13 protein-coding genes are annotated in these 18,953 nt (G+C 62.1%); 8 read left to right on the top strand and 5 right to left on the bottom strand.

From position 1 onward, the window contains the following. Window positions 1–2 precede the first annotated feature (2 nt). Window positions 3–800, bottom strand: a complete 798-nt coding sequence (locus tag AC5RVG_RS06690) for a hypothetical protein (protein ID WP_494013221.1) — start codon at window positions 798–800, stop codon at window positions 3–5. Between the two features lie 764 nt (window positions 801–1,564). Continuing rightward, window positions 1,565–2,371 carry a TIGR04255 family protein gene (locus tag AC5RVG_RS06685; RefSeq protein ID WP_494013220.1) on the bottom strand — a complete coding sequence of 269 codons (807 nt, stop codon included), beginning with the start codon at window positions 2,369–2,371 and terminating at the stop codon, window positions 1,565–1,567. 86 nt (window positions 2,372–2,457) lie between these two features. Here AC5RVG_RS06685 and AC5RVG_RS06680 point away from each other — a divergent pair, with 86 nt between their 5' ends. Then, window positions 2,458–2,838, top strand: coding sequence for a 5-methylcytosine restriction system specificity protein McrC (locus AC5RVG_RS06680; RefSeq protein ID WP_494013219.1), 381 nt, complete (start codon window positions 2,458–2,460; stop codon window positions 2,836–2,838). A gap of 193 nt (window positions 2,839–3,031) precedes the next feature. Here AC5RVG_RS06680 and AC5RVG_RS06675 read toward each other — a convergent pair whose 3' ends face one another. Both AC5RVG_RS06675 and AC5RVG_RS06670 read right to left on the bottom strand, forming a co-directional pair. After that, complete coding sequence (locus AC5RVG_RS06675; RefSeq protein ID WP_494013218.1) at window positions 3,032–3,403, bottom strand: DEAD/DEAH box helicase; 372 nt, start codon at window positions 3,401–3,403, stop codon at window positions 3,032–3,034. Window positions 3,404–4,023: 620 nt separating this feature from the next. Continuing rightward, window positions 4,024–4,416 carry a hypothetical protein gene (locus tag AC5RVG_RS06670; protein ID WP_494013217.1) on the bottom strand — a complete coding sequence of 131 codons (393 nt, stop codon included), beginning with the start codon at window positions 4,414–4,416 and terminating at the stop codon, window positions 4,024–4,026. A 1,155-nt stretch (window positions 4,417–5,571) separates the two neighbouring features. Between AC5RVG_RS06670 and AC5RVG_RS06665 the strand changes: the two genes are divergently transcribed. Continuing rightward, window positions 5,572–7,986 (top strand): hypothetical protein, encoded by a 2,415-nt coding sequence (locus AC5RVG_RS06665; RefSeq protein ID WP_494013216.1) that lies wholly within the window; start codon window positions 5,572–5,574, stop codon window positions 7,984–7,986. A 6-nt stretch (window positions 7,987–7,992) separates the two neighbouring features. Here the strand turns inward: AC5RVG_RS06665 and AC5RVG_RS06660 are convergent, their stop codons facing one another. After that, window positions 7,993–8,889 carry an Lrp/AsnC family transcriptional regulator gene (locus AC5RVG_RS06660; RefSeq protein WP_494013215.1) on the bottom strand — a complete coding sequence of 299 codons (897 nt, stop codon included), beginning with the start codon at window positions 8,887–8,889 and terminating at the stop codon, window positions 7,993–7,995. A gap of 217 nt (window positions 8,890–9,106) precedes the next feature. On the opposite strand from AC5RVG_RS06660, the gene AC5RVG_RS06655 reads away from it, so the two are divergent. From AC5RVG_RS06655 to AC5RVG_RS06630, 6 genes are all read left to right on the top strand, one after another. After that, the gene (locus AC5RVG_RS06655; RefSeq protein WP_494013214.1) at window positions 9,107–10,480 is read left to right on the top strand and encodes an MFS transporter; all 1,374 of its coding nucleotides are present in this window, start codon (window positions 9,107–9,109) and stop codon (window positions 10,478–10,480) included. Further along, window positions 10,477–12,189 (top strand): amidohydrolase, encoded by a 1,713-nt coding sequence (locus AC5RVG_RS06650; RefSeq protein ID WP_494013213.1) that lies wholly within the window; start codon window positions 10,477–10,479, stop codon window positions 12,187–12,189. Before AC5RVG_RS06655 ends, AC5RVG_RS06650 begins: the two co-directional genes overlap by 4 nt. After that, window positions 12,182–13,843: a thiamine pyrophosphate-binding protein gene (locus tag AC5RVG_RS06645; protein WP_494013212.1), complete on the top strand. Its 1,662-nt coding sequence runs from the start codon at window positions 12,182–12,184 to the stop codon at window positions 13,841–13,843. The genes AC5RVG_RS06650 and AC5RVG_RS06645 overlap by 8 nt, the downstream gene beginning before the upstream one ends. Then, window positions 13,840–14,823, top strand: coding sequence for a C-terminal binding protein (locus AC5RVG_RS06640; RefSeq protein WP_494013211.1), 984 nt, complete (start codon window positions 13,840–13,842; stop codon window positions 14,821–14,823). The genes AC5RVG_RS06645 and AC5RVG_RS06640 overlap by 4 nt, the downstream gene beginning before the upstream one ends. Window positions 14,824–15,326: 503 nt before the next feature. Beyond that, window positions 15,327–17,447 (top strand): McrB family protein, encoded by a 2,121-nt coding sequence (locus AC5RVG_RS06635; RefSeq protein WP_494013210.1) that lies wholly within the window; start codon window positions 15,327–15,329, stop codon window positions 17,445–17,447. A 1-nt stretch (window position 17,448) separates the two neighbouring features. After that, the gene (locus AC5RVG_RS06630) at window positions 17,449–18,642 is read left to right on the top strand and encodes an McrC family protein (RefSeq protein WP_494013209.1); all 1,194 of its coding nucleotides are present in this window, start codon (window positions 17,449–17,451) and stop codon (window positions 18,640–18,642) included. Window positions 18,643–18,953: the final 311 nt, after the last annotated feature.

Below are 18,953 nucleotides of genomic sequence, written 5' to 3'. Positions count from 1 at the left end.
CATCAGCTCAGGGCAGGCTCGGAGAGATAGTCCAGGTCCAACATTTCGCTGCGACGATACCGATTGAGCGTGAACTCATCATCGCTAGAGAGTTCAGCTGAAATGTCAGCTACCGCATTGACATACTCCGGATTGTCTAAATCAGTAGGACGCAACTTGCATTGAGCAGCAAGCGCATCAGCGAACGCGAGCCAGAGGTGATAGAGGTCGTCCCGTTCTTCGGAGTTCGGGTTCTGCATGCCACTAGCTATTTTGGAAGCGATATCGCTGGCCATAAGGGGGGTGAGGCCATTGTCGAGCAAGGATGCTATTTCTGGAGATATGGGGCGCGGTTCGTCAAGCGTCGGAACGGTACCCGCTTTGACGATGACATGTAGGATCAGCTGTCTGTGTGGCTGATGCCACGAATTAGCTTCAACGCGCAATTCAACGATTTCTTGTAGCACCTGTCCCAAAGCCGAGTTCTGCCGAAAGTACTTCGAGGTGATCACACCCCGAAGTGGAGCTAACCAGGGCACCACTTCGTCCGGGAACGCAAATCGGCTGTAGCGACGTCCGATGCTCCTTGCAAACGTACGTATCTGCACTGAATCCAGCGGATTCAATCCGTGTGCTATTTCAAAATGAGGCAGTGCGGATTTGCTTACAGTTGCCACTGTCTCTAAGTCAGCGAAAAGTGACGCCCCGGCTTGCGGAACCGCAATATACCGTGGCGATTCCCCTTTGCTGGCACGACGGAGCTCGTCGCCGCGGAGTTCTACGATGCGGGCGACGCTTACTGAGGGGTTCTTGTCAAGCACGATGTCACATGTTTGGGAGATGATTGCGACTCCCAAGGGTGTGGTCAGAGGAACCCACCCCACTGCCGTAAGCTCCATCAACTCGGTTAGCTGGACAACGTCTCCTTGACGGAGGTTGCTAATAGCATAATCTGTTCCAGAGCCTAAAGATCGGTGCATTTACGACTCGCGTGCCGAAGAAAGGAAGGATTCAGGAGAAACGTGCGGTTGCTGGATATCCTCCGTAGCTGAAGAGTGACGGTAACGCATCTCGTCGAAAGAGCTACGGCCAGTGGACAGTGGAGTGAATAGAGCGTCGCGCTTTTCGATCGGGGTCGTTCCCGGGAGCGTCTCGACGAGAGTGATCATGGCCGCGAGCTGCTCACGATTGGCTGAATTCATTCGTCCGCCGGAAGCCCAATGGTGGAGCGCCCTTCTCGAGACGCCAAATGCCTTTGATAACTGGTCCCACGTAAGACCGGACATCCCATGCAGCTTCCGCACCAGCACGGATGCACTGGGTGCCACTGGCTCTACTTGGGGTTCGACACGTTGAGCGGCAGGATATGAAACAGCGCTAGTAGTCAAAATCTGTGGGAAGTCTCGTGATTCAGCAGTTAGCCAACCCGTTCCAGGGCTGAGCGCGACGATCTCGTTCGGTTTGACTGCTGAGGTTCCGGATGATGTCGCGAGGGAGAGGGTGATGAGGCCGACGCCTAGGAATTTTGACCAACCCGAATTGCTGGTCCTAGGAGATAATTCACTGTCAAACTGCAAATCAATGCTCACTTCGCCCCTCCAAATCGTGTTATAAACTCATCCTTGATGATGGCCCTGAAGAAGCTGTAGGCAAGCGACGCAAGATCAGATGCAGTCTGGATCAAGGAATCTGGGTTGAAATCCTTTTTCTCCTCTGAGAAAGCGTCCAAATCAAGTGTCCAGTTGTTGGAATTGGAGGGTTCAATCGTTGGGTCGATAGTCCCACCTGCAGGTAGCTTCGCCCATCGTGTGACCAGTCTTGCCTGATTGCATGTGTATAAAGCCTCATTGATGGAGTGTTGCATGCTGGCTGCCCCGGGCCATTCGATTGCCGAAGCGCCCAACACGGGAGACACAACAAGGGATTCGAGATCCCCGTAGTCTTGGCTATTATCAATCCTATTTATGTACCGGAATCCAACACGATTAGCATGGGGCATAGCCACGATTTCTTTCAGTCCAGCGAGAACTCTTCTAAATCGATTCATAAAATCGACCCGAGAGACATAGGCGTTTGTTTCCAGTGTCAGATGCGATTCGCCAAAAGTTACTGTCCAGTCTTCATCCAGTGAGGAGAATTGGAGCAGCGTTTTCCCGGCATTTTGTGTCGGGCCAGCGGGGGTAAGGGTAACTGTCATTTCTTGTTGGCTGGATCGTAGCGGGTAGTCTGCCGCCAAAGCGCTTGCTAGTTTGTCGCCAATCCCATCGAAAGCCGCTGAAATAGGCGTATATTGAGGCCAACGAACCTGACAAAGTACCTTCAAGAGCGGAGCGTTCTTTAGTTGGATTTCGTCGACTGGAGTGATGCCGTAGGGATTTACGGTGGAGGTCATACTTCACATCGTACTTCACATGCGCTCTGATTGTATCCCCTGAGGTTTCTTGAAGGTGCCGGGGTGCCGGTGCGAAATCGGATGAAATGGAGTGCCCCGGCCGTCAGCGGCGCCTAACCGTCATCCTCAAGGTGTTCGAAGACTTCGTGACCGTCGCCCTAGCTGAGGCCCTGCGGAAGCACCCAGGCCAAACCAAGGCGCAGTACAAGGTGTACTTGGATGAGCCCTGGACGGATGATGACCCACGAATAATGATGAAACCCGACGTAGTCCACGTCATCAACAGCCAACCTGTCCTGATCTTCGACGCAAAGTACAAGGCCGCCTCATCTAGGGGGGGCAATACCCGAACGCTGACCATTACCAGATGCTGGCCTACTGCACTGCCTTACGTCGAGACCAAGCCTGGTTGCTTTACGCCGACTCTAAGACGGGGAGAACCCGACGTGTCAGGAACAGGGGGGTGAGTATTTGCGAGGCATCTCTCAGCCTCGCCGAGTCACCCGAACGCATTCTGGGCGAGATCAGAAGGACTATCACATTGGCGTACGAACAATGGGAGCACGCCCACGGCGCTTCGGGATCCCGATCGCAGTCTGAAGCTGCTGGAACTAGACGGACCCTTGAAGCCGGAGTCATCAGGCGCGGCGAGGCAGATCACTATTGGCCGGTGTATCGCTGAAAGGTCACCGGGGACTCACCATCGAAGCCGTTCTCCAAAAACTTCCGCAGCTCGTCCATCTGGCTGTTGGCTAGGGCGTTCATCGGATACACAATGATCGCTTGGATGCCGTTACCGCTGCCGATGCGTAAGACATGGTCCACTATCGGCACGATGTGGGACAGCGACTTCCCGGAGCCCGTTCCCGTCGCGAGGACGTACGACTCCCCGGTACGCGCGATCTCCACAGCATCGGACTGGTGTTTATGGAGGATGATTGGTTCCGAGCCCGGGTCATCGTAGGAATTCTTGACACGGAAAACTTGCCGGCATGTCTCGTGGAGCAGGCCTCGCTGGACGAGCTCGTCCATGCTGCCGCCGGACCGGAAGGTTGAGGGATAGCCAAGGGTCGGGCCACTGACGACCTTCGTCGCCCTGACGCTCGACGGCCTCAGCGATGCGTGTGTCCTGAATATCCGACAAAGCCCTCGCTAAACGAGCGGTAACCTTCGATCATCTTGTTGCGGATGCCGAATGCGTCCAACAGTGATCCCCCCAGCCGTGTATGTGAATTCCCTTGGGCCGCAGTCACCGTCCGTCGTACGGTTCAGTGAATCGTTATCCCAGACTAAGCCGTGAGGCTGAAATCTACGTGACGGAGGGAACAGGTTTGAAACATTGCGGCCGAATTGAAGGGTTCACGAGTCTGCCCGGACACGAGTGTCCGGCCTTGGAATCTCCGTCTCACGGGGACTTGATTAGGCCGCAACCACGCTCAAGGAAGACGTGGGCGATCACGTGCTGGCGTAGGAACGGATTCAAGGCGGCTAAGCTCCGTTCCCATCCTAAATGTCAGGGCGCTGCGTCAGGAAGGGCTTCAGGAGACGAGGCGGCCACGTGGAACCATTTCAGCATCCACGTTCCAGTCCAAAATCGAGTTTAGGGCTCACGCCCGATCCTCTGCAGTCTGAGCGGTCATCACCGCCGCAAATTAGTCGCTCGGCTGATCGAATATATTGCGTAGGCGCTGCAGAAATGACTCCTTTGGTAACTGGTATTGAAAGTACGCCGGAAATCGGACCACCTCAATTCGTCTTTCATCCAGGTACGACAACCAACCGCGGTCCATGAACACGAGTTGGCCGGGATCCAAAGACACATGCTGTGGTGTCCCCCACGCCTCCGGGGCTGACTTCTCATAGAGCCGCTGGAGATGAATTAGCGTACCGCGTTCGTTCTGCCATGATCCCTGCACTGTGAATGCTTCCTGAGGCATGTTCGGAGTGGTGTTGGCAAGACGGAGCGTCTGGGACAGATGGTCGGCACGGCGTGCCTCGGCTAGTTTCTGTCTGCCCTCGGTGAATCCGTAGATGGCCGGTGTCACGCGGCGACGATAGGCCGTAGTCTTCATCTGGGCAATGTCCGTGCACGGATGTTTAGGCCACGGCGGGCCGATCTCGTCGAAAAAGACGCGACTCCCATATTCGTTGGAGTAAAAGTAAACGGCAGCACCACATACGGGACACCGAGCGTTTGGCTGTGCCCAGCGTGTCGATCGCGATGACGAGACTTTTGGAGCAGCGACTCGTATAGGCGGAGATAGACGCGGAGACGGAGGGACACGTGCAGGCGTGGATCTCGGGGAACTGCGTACGTATCGCTGTCCGCTTGATCGCGTCACCATATGTGGGGAAACCCAAACTCGCTGCCCGTTGGGGCCGCGGCGATAATGGCCTCGGCGTCTATACGATGCCATGGTGGTAATCCTGACATGTGGTTATGGCAGCAACAACAAAAACGTCGAAGTGTGCCACTTCATGTCAAGATTAGGTGCGAATAAGAGTGCGAAGGACCTGGAGGGTAATGCCGATGATTTGGTCGGCCCCTCGACCGGGGAATATTCCGAGAAGGAATCGCCGCGTCGGTATCACCTCGTGAGACCCAGCTTCAGTCTGAGGAGGCGGAATGAGCTGCGAGCTCCACGATAGGTCGTGTTCCGACGGCGGTCTGTATGCAGGAGGGCTCCCACTAGCTGTCCAAGGCCGCCCGATTCGCCAAGTGGAGGGACCGCTGCCCGGCGACGGGCGGTGACTCCGCACGCAGGTTATTTACTCGTTTCACGCCCACGGCGACTGTTCTGGGCCGCACACGAACTTCACAGCGTTACAGCGTTCTATTTGCACACTGTTTCAGATTCTTCCTGTTTGGGCCGGCCTCAATTCTCCATGCCCGGTGCTTCCCCGACGAGCATCGTGGCATGCTCAAACGGCCCTGGCCGTTTCGGTCTCCATTAGGGACATGCACCGTGGGGACCACCGAGACGTACTTGGCAAATTGCCCCTGCTCACATCCCGACCCGCACTCGGCCTCGAATATCTTCGAGGTGGTCAACCGCATGCGACGAGACGCAATTCCATGTAGCCATTCAGCCTTAGCATCCCTGTGAATTCGCGTTAGTTGCCGGCTAACTGCACCGATTGTCTGCCTGATCAGCTAGGATTCGGATACACACAGCGGCGTTAGAAGTTGGGGGATACCATTGTCTAAGCCATTAGATCGGACAGAACTCGCCGAACGATACACAGATCCCAAGTGGATCGAGCGGCTCCTTCGGCTCTTCGAGGTGGTTGCTCTGCTGCGCAACTGCATCATTGAAAAGAACTACAAGATCTCGGACGAGCTCAATGCGGCGGTCGTCTTAAATGAAGCGGGCAAGAAGGTCAGAGACCAACTGGTCACCAAGGAAGGCGTTCCAACCAAAGAAGCCAACCTCTTAACTCTCCTAGCCTTAGTCCACATTGAACCACTGGTAGACATCGACCGCATTGATTTGGAAAAGCTTACTAAGGCAATCTCGAAAGAGGTGGCAAGCGGCGTCCTTAAGTTCCCACTGATATTTGGGCGAAGTCTTTATGACAAAGCAGCACGGCTATTCCCTGAAGAGCGACGGTATCTACGCCATGAAGATACGCTCAAGTTATTACGAAACGAGTCCCAAGGAGTCTTCCAATCCGGATTCTATATAATTGGGCCATTCGGCTTGATCGAGACGTCGCACAAGCGGCCGCTCACACCAACCACACTAATTCCTTTGCAGCATTGTTCTGATCATTCCTGCCGAGTTGTGCACAGTGTCCAGCTGACTACAAGTATTGAGGCCCCCATAAATCGCCACCGACCAGCGCTAAACAAGGTGCTGGACGACGTGTCTGAGGACCCTTCTGAATGGAGCGGCTTCATCTCAGATATTGATGAACGTGTTTCGAACCAGTTCGACGAAAGTGCTCTACCACCAATAATCCATGTACTCGGAGACTGTCTAGACGATGAAGAATTGCAGAAGCTGTTCGCCATGGCCCTGGATGGGACAGAAGGGAGGCTGCGAGATGTGGCGAGCGGCTTCAACCTCACGGGTCCAGCAGATGCAATAGCATCCCAGCTCAATAGGGCACAGATGCTTCAGCTCCTCCTCACCGAGAAGGATACAGTTGTAGTCGATCTCCTCGACTCCGCCGTCAGGAGCGAGTCTGTTGTCGTGCCTCAAGGAGAGGTGCGGCGCCCGCGGGTCGCGGGGCACACTTCGTATGGGATGTGGGGATACTCCGGCCAACTTGGTCATAACGGTTTTCGTGCAATCGGAGAGATTAGGGGTCTGCCCCTATTGAGGCTAGCTCAGCTCTGCCGAAAGCTTTTCGATAGCCAGAGACCGGAAGAGATGGATGCGCTCGCTTGGGCACTAAGGAGTGTCGAAGGCGCAACTCCAACGGATAGGCTTGAGGAGTTTCTTCGCACAGAAACACCTCAACAGATTATCAAGACTCTGGTGTTGACACGCAGAGAAAACGTGGAGGCGTTTTGCGCTGAGCTGCGCGTCCCCACCAACATGCCAGACGAGCAACTAGTAGATACGATTATGTGGAAGCTGGGTTTTGAGCCTCCCGTTGTCGTTGACAAGAGAGATGATTACTGGCGTGAGCACGCCGCGCTTGAGCGAGTTTCCACGACTGCTGCCGTCAATCCGAACTTGAATGCAGGTGTGATTCGGTCCACTGCAGCCAATTATTTCGTCGAGCTCGAGCACTACCTAAATGACTCGCTAATGTTTACAACCTGGGCACTCCTTAACGACCACTATTCCAGTGAGCAGCCTTTCGTATTTAGAGAAAATTCCGTCTATTCCTACGCTAGAAGCGCTCTGGGTAAGTCCACGGACGGAGATTCAGTTCCTGTCCCTTTCACGGAAAAGCCGACCCTTTCTGACTTAGTGCAGGGTTTCTCTGACCTTTCGAAACATCTGGCTGAACTACGCAATGCAGAAGGCGATTTCGTTCGTGACGATCAGATGCATCCCAAGTTTTGGAGAAAGACGCAGCTACAAGGTTTTCCGTTTTCCCACACGATTCCATACCTAGATCTGACTCCGGAGTCACAGGTGCGCATAGCCGAAATCCTTTCCGATGTCTCGGCAACCTTGAATGATTCTGGCATCATGCCCGTGCGGAACGCGCTCATGCACGCCAACCGTGAGCATCCAAAACCCCAGCAACTCACCCAGTCTCTTGAAGTTGCACGGAAGGCCTTGGAGAAACTTGAAGGAATAGGCTGCGTGAGAAGCACCTACTCCGTTCTTAATCACCAAACAGATCCGTGGAGCAGGGGGACGACGCGCCTGCAGTCCTCTAATGGTCGAGAGATTACGTTCACTTCACCGTCTTTTTATCAATGGGTGGGACTCCCCGCCTTCGACAGGAACCAGTACCTTGTTCATGGAGCCGTGTTCGCCTCTCCAAATGCTATGCTCCGCTTCAGGAGGGGATACGATTCCCGTTATGAGGACTACTGGATGCAGTATCCCAAGAGAAGGCAGCGCGGAAATAATGCCCTCTCTGGTCTTGCTGAGGGGCTGTCCACGCCATTGCAAACCGGATCTTTTGTAGGTTCCCGCGCCGATTAAATGTCTTTACAGAATCCGCCGGGCGTAGTCTTCCTTGACGACTTCGAGGTGGAGCCAGGAGTCGGTGCGGCTGACGGCGGGGAGGCTGCGGATCTCTTCGAGCTGGGCGAGGAGGTCGCGGGGGGACTGGGCGGCGAGGGTGGCGATGGCGTCGAAGCGGCCGACGGTCTGGGCGACGAACTCCACGTGGGATGAGCCGCGCAGGAGCTCGAGGACGGCGTCGTTGTCGCCGGAGAGGTTCAGGCCGACGCCCATGGAGAGCTGCCGGCCGCCGGCGCCGCGGGACTCCACGGCGCTGATCCGGATGATCCGGGCGTCGAGCAGTCGCTGCACCCGGGAGCGCACGGCGGTGGGGGTGAGCCCCACGGCGGCGGCGAGGTCCCGGTAGCTGGTCCGGCCGTCCTTCTGCAGGATCTCGATGAGCTGGGTGTCTACGTGGTCGATGGTGACCTCGCCGGCGTACTGCGAGATGAAGAAGCCCTTCACCACACGGGTGTAAACCAAGGTGTCGATGTAGGCGACGTTGGGGTGCTCGCGGAGCTGGGTAAGCACGGCGTGCAGTTCGTCGTGCGTGGCCACACGGATCTCGGCGATCAGGTCATGCGTGCCGCCGACCGCGGAGACCAGCACGGCCTCGGACCATTCCGCCATCTGATTGGCAATCTGCCGAACAGGCCCGGACGCCACCACTGAGACGTGCGCGATCACATGCTGACCCAAGAATGCTGGGTCCACCGCGGCCACCACCCGGACGGTGTGGCTGTCCAGCAGCTCCCGCAGCCGGGCCGAGACCGTGGCCCGCGGCAGGCCGAGCTCGCGCGCCAGTTCCTGGTAACTTGCCCGGCCCTCCTTTTGGAGCGCGCGGACGAGCTTTGTGTCGATCATTTCGATGTGGTCCGCCAAAGTTTCCTTAACCTCCCAAGTGAGCACCGCCGTCGTCAATTATCCAGTGATACGGCGCACGCGCAAGAGCTTCGGCGAAATCATGTGCAGGAACCAGAGCAGAAGTGAATTTAGGGGTCCGTAACGCGACATTTGTGCTCTTGTTGGATTGTGATTTAGGCCCTACAGTCGCAGAGATCACAACGGCACTCATGCCCACACCTTAAGGTGGAAGACCATGTCTCATACATCAGCAGCCCGGCCGCAGTTCAGCCACGCCCGGGCCCGCCGCGCCGGATTCGCGGCGTTCGTCGGCACCGCCATTGAGTGGTACGACTTCTACATCTACGCCACGGCCGCGGCCCTGGTGTTCGGCCCGCTCTTCTTCCCGGAAGCGGACCGGATGACCGGCATCGCCGCCGCCTTCGCCACCTACGCGGTCGGCTTCCTCATGCGCCCGCTGGGCGGCATCATCTTCGGCCACATCGGCGACAAGTTCGGCCGGCGCCCGTCACTGGTGATCACGCTGCTGATCATGGGCCTCTCCACCGTGTTCGTGGGCCTGCTGCCCACGCACGAGAACATCGGCTCCTGGGCCGCCGTGCTGCTGGTGCTGCTCCGCGCGCTGCAGGGCCTGGCCGTGGGCGGCGAGTGGGGCGGCGCCGTCCTGATGGCCGTGGAGCACGCGCCGGAGAAGCACAAGACCTTCTACGGTGGCTTCGCGCAGCTGGGCAACCCTGCCGGCGCGCTGGGTGCCACCCTGATCTTCGCCTACCTGTCCGGGATCAGTGACACGTTCCTGGTGGACGGCGGCTGGCGCATCCCGTTCCTGCTCTCCGTGGTGCTGATCGGCGTGGGCTTCTGGGTCCGCTACCGGGTGGAGGAATCCCCGGTCTTCGAGGAGAAGGTCGAAGGCAAGGTCCAGACCCTGCCGCTGAAGCACGCGCTGGTCACCAACTGGAAGCCGATCCTGATCGGCATCGGCCTGCTGCCCATCTCCACCGGCGGCTACTACCTGGCCACCACCTTCGCCACCGCGTACGGCACCGACCCGTCGGTGGGCCTGGACGAAACCATGATCCTCAACGCGCTGTCCGTGGCCGCTTTGGTCGAGCTCATCTGCACGCTGGGCGTCGCCTGGCTGGGCGATCGGTGGGGCCGCAAGCGGGTCATGTTCGTCGGCCTGGTGGGCTCGATCGTGCTGATCGTGCCGCAGTTCCTGCTGATGTCCACCGGTCCGGAATGGCTGATCTTCCTGGCTTTCGCCGCGATGCGTCTGGTCATGACCGCCACGTACGCGCCGACCGCGACCATCCTGTCCCAGCTGTTCCGGGCACAGGCCCGCTACACCAGCATCTCGCTGGCCTACGGGATGGCCAACGCCATCTGGGCGGCCCTCTCCCCGCTGACCGCGACCTACCTGTTCGGGGCCACCGGCAGCATCTGGCCGGTGCTGATCATGTTCGGCGCCATGGGCGTGCTGAGCATCGTCTGCCTGGCGATCGCTCCGCAGCACCGCGACGAGGACGAACACGACGACGCCGATTTAGCCGACGCCGCCGACCCGGCACGCACGAACAACAGCAACACCAACCTGGAGGCCTTCCGGTGAGGAAACTCAAGACATTCGACGCTCCCGCGACCAGCTTCATCCCGCAGCTGATCACGGCCGCCACCATCCACACCATGGATGAGGAGCGCCCGACGGCGGAGGCCATGCTCGTGCACGACGGGCACCTGCTCGCCGTGGGCACCGAGGCGCAATGCCGGGCCGCCGCCGTCAACCTCGGCCTGCCGGACCCGAAGGTCCATAACGCCGGCGGCGCGACGATCGTGCCGGGCTTCATCGACGCGCACGCGCACCCGCTCATGTACGGACAGCTGAAGACCTGGGTGGACTGCGGGCCGGAACGCGCCGGCAGCATCCCCGAGATCGTCGCGCTGCTGAAGGAACGGGCGGCCGAGACCCCCAACGGCCTGCCCGTGCGCGGCTTCGGCTACGAGCACACCAACCTGGCGGAGGGCCGCCACCCCACCCGGCAGGAGCTCGACGAGGTCGCCACCGACCGCGAGGTCTACCTGATGAACGCCTCCGGGCACGGCGGCGTGGTGAACTCCTACACGTTCGAACTGCACGGCGTCACCAAGGACACCCCCAACCCGGCCGGCGGCGAGTTCTTCCGCGACGCCTCCGGGGAGCTGACCGGCGAGCTTTCCGACGCCGCCTGCAACATCCTGACCGGGCTCGAGGGCGTGAAGATCGGCCACCACGGCCCGAACTTCCACCTGGCCGACGCCCCGGACGAGCACCTGCGGCAGCTGCAGATCGCCCAGGAGAACTTCCTGGCCGGCGGCGTCACCACCATCGGCGACGCCCAGGTGTCCCGCCGCGAGTTCGACATGTACCTGCGCATGGCCGAGGAAAACCAGCTCAAGGTCCGGGTCAGCATGTACCTGCTCTCGCACCTGCTGGACGAGGCCGCGGAGATGGGCCTGCACGGCCAGTTCGGCAACGCGCGGCTGAGCTTCGCCGGCTTCAAGTTCTACGCCGACGGCACCCTGGGCGGCTGGACCGCGTACTTCCCGGATGGCTACGTCGGGGACCCCTGCCGCACCGGCCAGCTCTACCACGACCCGGCCGACTACGCCGCGCTGATTTCCAAGGCACACCGGCTGGGTTTGCAGACCGCCACGCACGCGCAGTCCCCGACGGCGCTGGAGATGGTCATCTCCGCCATCGAGGCCGCGCAGGCCGAACGCCCCGACACCGATGCCCGGCACCGGATCGAACACTGCGGGCTGCCCACGCTGGAGCAGATCGACCGGATGGCCGCCGCCGGCATCCACCCGGTCAACCAGCCGCAGCACTACTACAACTGGGGCGAGGGCGTGAAGGAAGCCGTCGGAACCCCCGGCGAGCGCTTCAACCCGCTGGGCGAGTTCGTGGCGGCCGGCGTGCCGGTGACCATCAGCTCCGATGCCCCCGTGGCCGAGCCCCGGCCGCTGGAAGCCATCCAGGCCGCCACCAACCGGATCACCCGCTCCGGCGTCCGGCTCGGTTCGGACTCGCTACTCATCACGGCGCGCCAGGCGCTGGCGGCGCACACGATCAACGCCGCCTATACACTGGGCCGCGAGGACGACCTGGGGTCGCTGACCGCGGGCAAGCGGGCCGACTTCGTCGTCCTGGCCGCGGACCCGCTGGCCGTGGACGCCGTCGAGATCGCCGAGATCCCGGTCCTGGAAACCTGGGTGGACGGCATCCAGCGCTTCACCGCCGACCGCCCTGCCCGACTCAACGCGGAGGTCCAGCATGTCTGAGCACAACCCGACGGCTACCCCTACCGTCACGCTGCCCGAGGGCGTCGTCGCCGACAACACCGGCCTGGCCGTCATGACGGTCCTGCGGAACTACGGCATCGACACCATCTTCGGCATCCCCGGCACGCACAACCTGGAGTTCTACCGCCACCTGGCCCCGCTAGGCATCCGCCCGGTGACCACCCGGCACGAACAGGGCGCCGGCTACGCCGCCGACGGCTGGGCACAGCAGACCGGCCTGCCCGGCATCGTCATTACGACGTCGGGGCCCGGCCTGCTCAATGCGCTCTCCGCCGCGGGCACCGCCTATTGCGAGTCCCGGCCGCTGATTATCCTGTCCCCGGGCGTGCCCGAGGGCGAAGAGTTCGCCGACATCGGCTCGCTGCACGAGACGAAGGACGCCACGGCCGCCGTCGGCGCCATCGTCGAGTGGTCGCGCCGGGTTACCTCCGCCACCGAGGCAGTGCAGGGCATCCACGACGCCTTCGAACTCTTCCGCTCCTCCCGGCCCCGCCCGGTGCACATCGAGATCCCGCTCAATGTGCTCGAGGGTCCTTCGGACGCGCCGGAGGACCTGCTCCGCGCGGCCGAGGCCCCGGCACTGCGGGCGGCCGAGGCCGCCGCGGTGGAGACCGCGGTGGGCGCCCTGCGTTCCGCCCAGCGCCCGGTCATCCTGGCCGGCGGTGGCTCGCTGCGCGCCGGCAAGGACCTGCTGGCCCTCGCCGAGGCGCTGCAGGCGCCGGTCCTGACCACGCTCAACGGCAAGGGCGCCATCCCCGAGTCGCACCCGCTGGCGCTCGGCTCCGACATCCGCCTCGATCCCGCCCAGCGGTTGTGCGAGGACGCCGATGTGCTGCTGGTGATCGGTTCCAAGATCGGCGAGGCCGAACTCTGGTTCAACGCCCTGCAGCCGCGCGGCACCGTGGTCCGGGTGGACATTCTGGAAACGCAGCTGAACAAGAACGTGGCGGCGGATATCGGGCTGGTCGGCGACAGCGCCGCCGTCGTGTCCCAGCTCCTGGCCGGGCTCGAGGGACATGAGCCGGTGCCGGCCCCCGATCTTGAATCGCTGCGCACGGAGCTGCGGGCCGAGGCTCGGGCGCTGTCCCCGGAGTTCGCCGCGCTGGCCGAACAGGTGGCGGCCGCCGTGCCGGCGTCGACCATCATCGGCGGCGACTCCTCGCAGGCCACGTACCTGGGAACGGCGAGCTTCGTGCCGCAGGACCGGCCGCATTCGCTGCTCTACACCCCGGCCTACGCCACGCTCGGGTACGGGCTGCCGGCGTCGATCGGCGCCCGCATCGGCGCGCCGGACCGGCCCGTGGTCTGCGTGGTGGGCGACGGCGCGCTGATGTTCGCGGTGCAGGAACTCGTCACCGCCGTCGAACAGCGCCTGGACCTGGTGGTGGTGTGCGCGGACAACGGCGGCTACGGCGAGATCCGCCAGAACGAGCTGGACCGCGGCATCGAGCCCGTCGGCGTGGAGCTCGTGCAGCCCGACTGGGCCGCGCTGGCCACCGCCTTCGGCGGCACCGGCAGGCGGATTCACGACGCCGCCGAGCTGGCCCCGGCCATCCGCCAGGCCTTGGCCGACGGCGGAGTTCAGCTGATCCATGTCCCCGCGCAGCTGTTCGCGCAGGACGAGCAGGCATGACGGCGCGGGTTGTCATCACCGACGCCGAGGACCTCGACTACTCGATAGCCGTGGAGCTGCTGGCCGAGGCCGGCATCGAGGCGCAGTACCTTAATACGCGTGACCGCGGCGCCATTCTCGACGCCGCGGCCGGGTGCGAGGGGATCATCCTCGGTTACGCCACCCTGGACGCAGAGATGATCGCCTCCATGCCGAACCTGAAGGCCGTGGCCACCATGTCCGCGGGCTTCGACATGGTGGACCTGGAGGCCGCGGCCGCCCGGAACATCACGGTGTGCAACGTGCCCTCGGTGGCCACCCGCGACGTGGCCACGCACGCCTTTGCCGGCATGCTCTCGCTCATCCGCGAGCTCCCGCGCTCCCAGGCTGCCACCCGTCGCGGGGACTGGACGGGGGAGGACATCCCGGTGCCGCCGCGGATCAGCGAGTTGACCCTGGGCCTCGTGGGGTTCGGGCGCATCGCCCAGTACCTGGCGGGCCTGGCGGCCCCGGTCTTCGGCTCCGTCATCGCCTACGACCTGTTCGTCCCCGACGCGGCCTGGCCGGCGGACGTGCGCCGCGGCGAGCTCGCCGAGGTCCTGGCGGCGTCGAACGTGGTCAGCCTGCATACCCCGCTCACCGAGGACACCCGGAACCTGCTCGACGCCGACAACCTCGCCGTCCTGCCGGCGGGCAGCTACGTGGTGAACGTGTCGCGCGGCGCCCTCGTCGACGAACAGGCGCTCTGCGCCGCCCTGGACTCCGGCCACATCGCCGGGGCCATGCTGGACGTATTGGTGGAGGAACCGGCCCCGGCGGACCACCCGCTGGTCGTCCACCCGTCGGCGATCGTCACGCCCCACGCCGCTTACCGCAGCAACGTCTCGCTGCGCGAATACGTGGCGCTCCCGGCCCGGAACATCATCGCCTGCCTGCAGGGACGGCAGCCGGAGACCCCGATCGCCGCGGCGGCCCCGTCCCTCGCCCCGGCGGCCCAATAGCGCCAAGCACGCTAGCTACAACGGGACGGCGCCCGGCCTGCATCAGCAGGCCGGGCGCCTTTCGCGGATTAGAACGCCGGTACCGTGACCGTCGCGCGTCAGATTCAGTCCGGACTGAAGGTCGAGCTGACGGAGTCCGCCTCAACTCGTGCTCAGTCATGCAACGACCCGAGTGGCTGCCAGTGGGGACCCAGCACGACATGCGTTCCAGGCGTAGTCATGGCGTGCCGTCGAGTTGACGGTACTGGCGGATACGTTGGTAAGAGATGAGGGGCGGTAGGTCCGCCGATCCTGAACGAGGTTGGGGAGACTTAATGACAGCTTTAGTTGAGCGTGGCTTTGGCCCGGTACCAAAGGTTGAGGCTGCAGGTCGGGCCATTATCGAGGCCGGGTTACGTGGAGGACCCTCTCCACTGTGGTCGGCGCCCACGTGGACGGCTGAAAATGCCGACGAACTTCTCCACCGCATTTTCGCCAACTATGACGAAGGCCCAGGGTCGTTCATGGAAAAGTTTCAGCGGCAGCTGGAAGGAGCGCCGGACGGAGTCAGCGTCTTGGCCGCGGAGTTCATGGCCTTGCAGAACCTTCCTCTTTCAAATGTCAAGGGTGAAACCAAGCTCTCCAGGATGCAGGAGATCCTTGGGTGGTCCCAAATCGAAGCCAACATTCCGGACGTGGTTTTGGACGGGCTTTACGCTGGAGGTTCATTCCACGGAGGAACCGGTTACAGCGTTCGCCAATGGCATCACTTCTGTTGGCTGGCCCGCTTTGTGCAGCATGTCCGCCGGCAACCTATGGATACGATCGAGGAGGCGCTCGCCGACCCGGATAAGTTCGCGCGGCTGACAGAGGGTGTCGACGACGAACCCCGGGGCATCCGTTATTCCGTCGAGTACATGGCTTGGCCCAGCTACTTCGAGCCCGTGACCAGCCGGAATCACAGGTGGCGGATCCGGCAGGCGTACCTGCACGAAATCGGTGGATCTTCCGGTGATGACGACCCGGCGATCTCCCGCGATCTGGCGGCTATCCGTAAGGTTCAGGATGCTGCAGCCGGCGCCCGTGTGGACTGGTACGTGGAGCCGTACCTCAGCGAATGGTTCCGCTCCGGAGTCCGCAAGGGCGGCCAAAAGGCCTGGCTGGTGCGGCAGAACCAAAGCGGCACGCCCATGCTTCAGGCATGGCTGGACGGAAGCTTCGTTTCGGCGCGGGCGCAACACCTCGGATCTCCGGAACCGGGCAGCTCTCTTGCCCAAGTGCAGCAGGCGGTCAATGACGGCTACCAGCATGTGGACTACGCGGAACGCAAGCAGCGGTCGCTCGAATTCCACCGTTTCTTGAATCTCATGCGGCCGGACGATCTAGTGGTCACGAAGGCGGATGACCGGCTGTATGTCGGCGTCGTTGTCGGCGAGGCCGAGTACGTGGACGAGGCCACGTCGAGGCTGCGCCGCGAAGTCGCCTGGCGCAGTCTTCCCGTGGCAACCCCCGACCTGCCGGCGCCGCTGCCCCGCCTCCTCGAGGAACAGGGAAGCGTCGTGGACTTCACGGACGGCCTGGCGGCGATTAACGAGTGGCTGCGGGAGACTCCCGACCTGCTCCCGGAAGACCCCGATGACGCAGCGTCCGCGCCCCAGACGCAGCCCGCCGTCGTGCCCCAATTGCGCCAGGCGACCGAGGAACTGGCGGCCGCGCTGCACGTACAGCGCGAGGACCTGCAGGAAATTGTGGAGTTACTGCATACGCGCAACCAGATCGTTTTCTACGGCCCGCCCGGCACCGGCAAGACGTACCTGGCCGGAAAGATCGCCAGGTACTTGGCCGGAGACGAGCATGGCGACCACGTCAAGACCGTACAGTTCCACCCGTCCTACGCCTACGAGGACTTCTTCGAGGGCTACCGGCCGGCGCTGGGCGAGGGCGGGCAGGTCGGCTTCAGTTTAGAGCCGGGCCCACTCCGCCGGATCGCGGCGGAGGCGTCCGCAGAGGGCAACCGGGATAAACCGTTCTTCCTGATCATCGACGAGATGAACCGCGGCAACCTGGCCAAGGTGTTCGGTGAACTGTACTTCCTGCTCGAATACCGCGACCAGAGCATCAACCTGCAGTACAGCCCCACTGAAACCTTCGTGTTGCCGCCGAACCTGTTCATCATCGGCACCATGAACACTGCCGATCGCTCCATCGCCATGGTGGACGCGGCAATCCGCCGCCGCTTCGCCTTCGTGGAACTCCATCCGCAGGAGGGCATGATCGAGGGCATGCTGGCACGCTATCTTGAGGCGCAGGGGAAGGACCCTCTGCGCGCACGGCTGCTGGATGCCCTGAACTCGGAGTTGGAGGCCGGCGACCGAGACTTGATGGTTGGTCCGTCTTACCTCATGAAGGAGCATGCCGAAAACGACATCGGTCTCGAACGGATCTGGCGTTACGAACTGTTGCCGCTGCTGGAGGAGCATTACTTCGGCCGGCTTAGCCGCGAGCAAGTCCATGAGCGGTTTGGGCTGGCCGCTATCCGGAAGAAGGCCGCGCGGAGTGTAGGCGCTGTGGATCTTGTTATGGAGGAGTTCGCGGAGCTCGATGCGGAGCCGCTCGAGGCTGCGTTCGGCGCCGGGACGGATTGACATGACGCGGCACCTTGTACTGGACGAACTCCAGCAGGAGCCCGTTCTGGTCGAGTTCGACGGCGACATCGCGGCGTTGCTGAACGGCAGCGGCCTGGTCTCGGTGCAGCCGGACGTGCGCGGCGGTTGGCGGGTGCTGCCGGCCGGGCGTGTCGGCGCTGTACAGGCAGGCGAGCTGCTGGTGGAGGTCCGGCCCAAGGCGAAGGTGGGGCTGGACCGGCTGCTGTTCCTGCTTGGTTATGCGCAAAATTTAGGATTCCGGCCAGAGAACGTAGACGCGACCAAAGAGGCGGACCTGTTCTCTGCGCTCGCAGAATCCCTAGCTCGGCAGGGTGAGCGGGCCCTGGGCCGCGGGCCCCTGTCGGGATATGTCCACGTGGATGATGCACTACGAACAGTCCGCGGGAGGATACGCGTCAGCGACCAGATGACCCGCCGGCCCGGCCTGCTTCTGCCGCTGGAGGTTTCATACGACGAGTTCACGATCGACATCCCGGAGAACCGGATCCTACGTGCTGCGCTGCGCCGGATGCTTCAGTTGCCGCGTCTGTCCGAGGCGATGCGTGGGCGGTTGGCGCATCTGGACTCGAAGCTCGACGGAGTACCACCGCTGGGAGCCGGGGCACCGCTGCCTGCTTGGAGCGAGTCACGGGCGAATGCGCACTACCAGCCTGCCCTCCGTCTGGCCGAGCTCATCCTCTGGAACATGTCGGCCGAGGCCGGTCCGGGGAGGCAACGGGTTGCTTCTTTTGTAGTCAACATGGCTGCGGTGTTCGAAGACTTCGTCGCCACTGGCCTAAAGGAAGCCTTGACGGCTGTGCCCGGGCAGACCGAGGCGCAGTACAAATGCTTCCTCGACGAGCCGGACGGTACGCGACGCCCACGCGTGACGATGTTCGCCGACGTCGTGCATCTGATTGACGGGATACCAGTGGCCGTCTTCGATGCGAAGTACAAGGCGTCATCCTGGTCGGGCTACCCTAATGCGGACCATTACCAGATGCTGGCCTACTGCACTGCTCTGAACGTGCCAAGGGCCTGGCTGGTCTATGCCGACGCCGGAGCGATGCGAGTGCGCAAGGTGCGAAACGCCGACGTAGAGATCGTAGAGTTCCCGTTGGACCTGTCCCGAACGCCGGAAGAACTGCTTGCCGCCGTCCGTCAGTTAGCCCGTCAGGCTCTGCGGACTAACTGACGGAACACTACAGGGGAATCCACCCGCACTTCTGCCCGCCAATGCCAGCAGAGCGCTTTACGGGCGAGTCAGCTCAACCGAGCCCCGCCGCGATCGATCCACCATTGAGGTGACCGGCAAGACCATCGCCGACCTTCGTGGACATGCTGACGTCGCCCGAGTTGTTGGCAGAGGCCGGCGAGGAGTTCCGCCGCCGAAGGCCGAGGACCCCACCGAAGCCCTGCTCCCCGCCGACTTCATGCCGCCGACCGGCCTCGCTTGGCCCGACTACGCGCCGACCGAAGGCACAGGCTTCAGCGCCGGAGCGGGCG

The organism is Arthrobacter senegalensis, from assembly GCF_059091765.1.
Note: the sequence above shows the minus strand (reverse complement) of the source record. Positions and strands in the feature narration are given on the sequence as shown.

Bases quoted from the DNA above. Each gene is read 5' to 3' on its own strand.
- AC5RVG_RS06685 (WP_494013220.1), bottom strand. From the start codon at position 2,371: ATGACCTCCACCGTAAATCCCTACGGCATCACTCCAGTCGACGAAATC.
- AC5RVG_RS06680 (WP_494013219.1), top strand. From the start codon at position 2,458: ATGGAGTGCCCCGGCCGTCAGCGGCGCCTAACCGTCATCCTCAAGGTG.
- AC5RVG_RS06675 (WP_494013218.1), bottom strand. From the start codon at position 3,403: ATGGACGAGCTCGTCCAGCGAGGCCTGCTCCACGAGACATGCCGGCAA.
- AC5RVG_RS06655 (WP_494013214.1), top strand. From the start codon at position 9,107: ATGTCTCATACATCAGCAGCCCGGCCGCAGTTCAGCCACGCCCGGGCC.
- AC5RVG_RS06645 (WP_494013212.1), top strand. From the start codon at position 12,182: ATGTCTGAGCACAACCCGACGGCTACCCCTACCGTCACGCTGCCCGAG.
- AC5RVG_RS06640 (WP_494013211.1), top strand. From the start codon at position 13,840: ATGACGGCGCGGGTTGTCATCACCGACGCCGAGGACCTCGACTACTCG.
- AC5RVG_RS06635 (WP_494013210.1), top strand. From the start codon at position 15,327: ATGGAAAAGTTTCAGCGGCAGCTGGAAGGAGCGCCGGACGGAGTCAGC.
- AC5RVG_RS06630 (WP_494013209.1), top strand. From the start codon at position 17,449: ATGACGCGGCACCTTGTACTGGACGAACTCCAGCAGGAGCCCGTTCTG.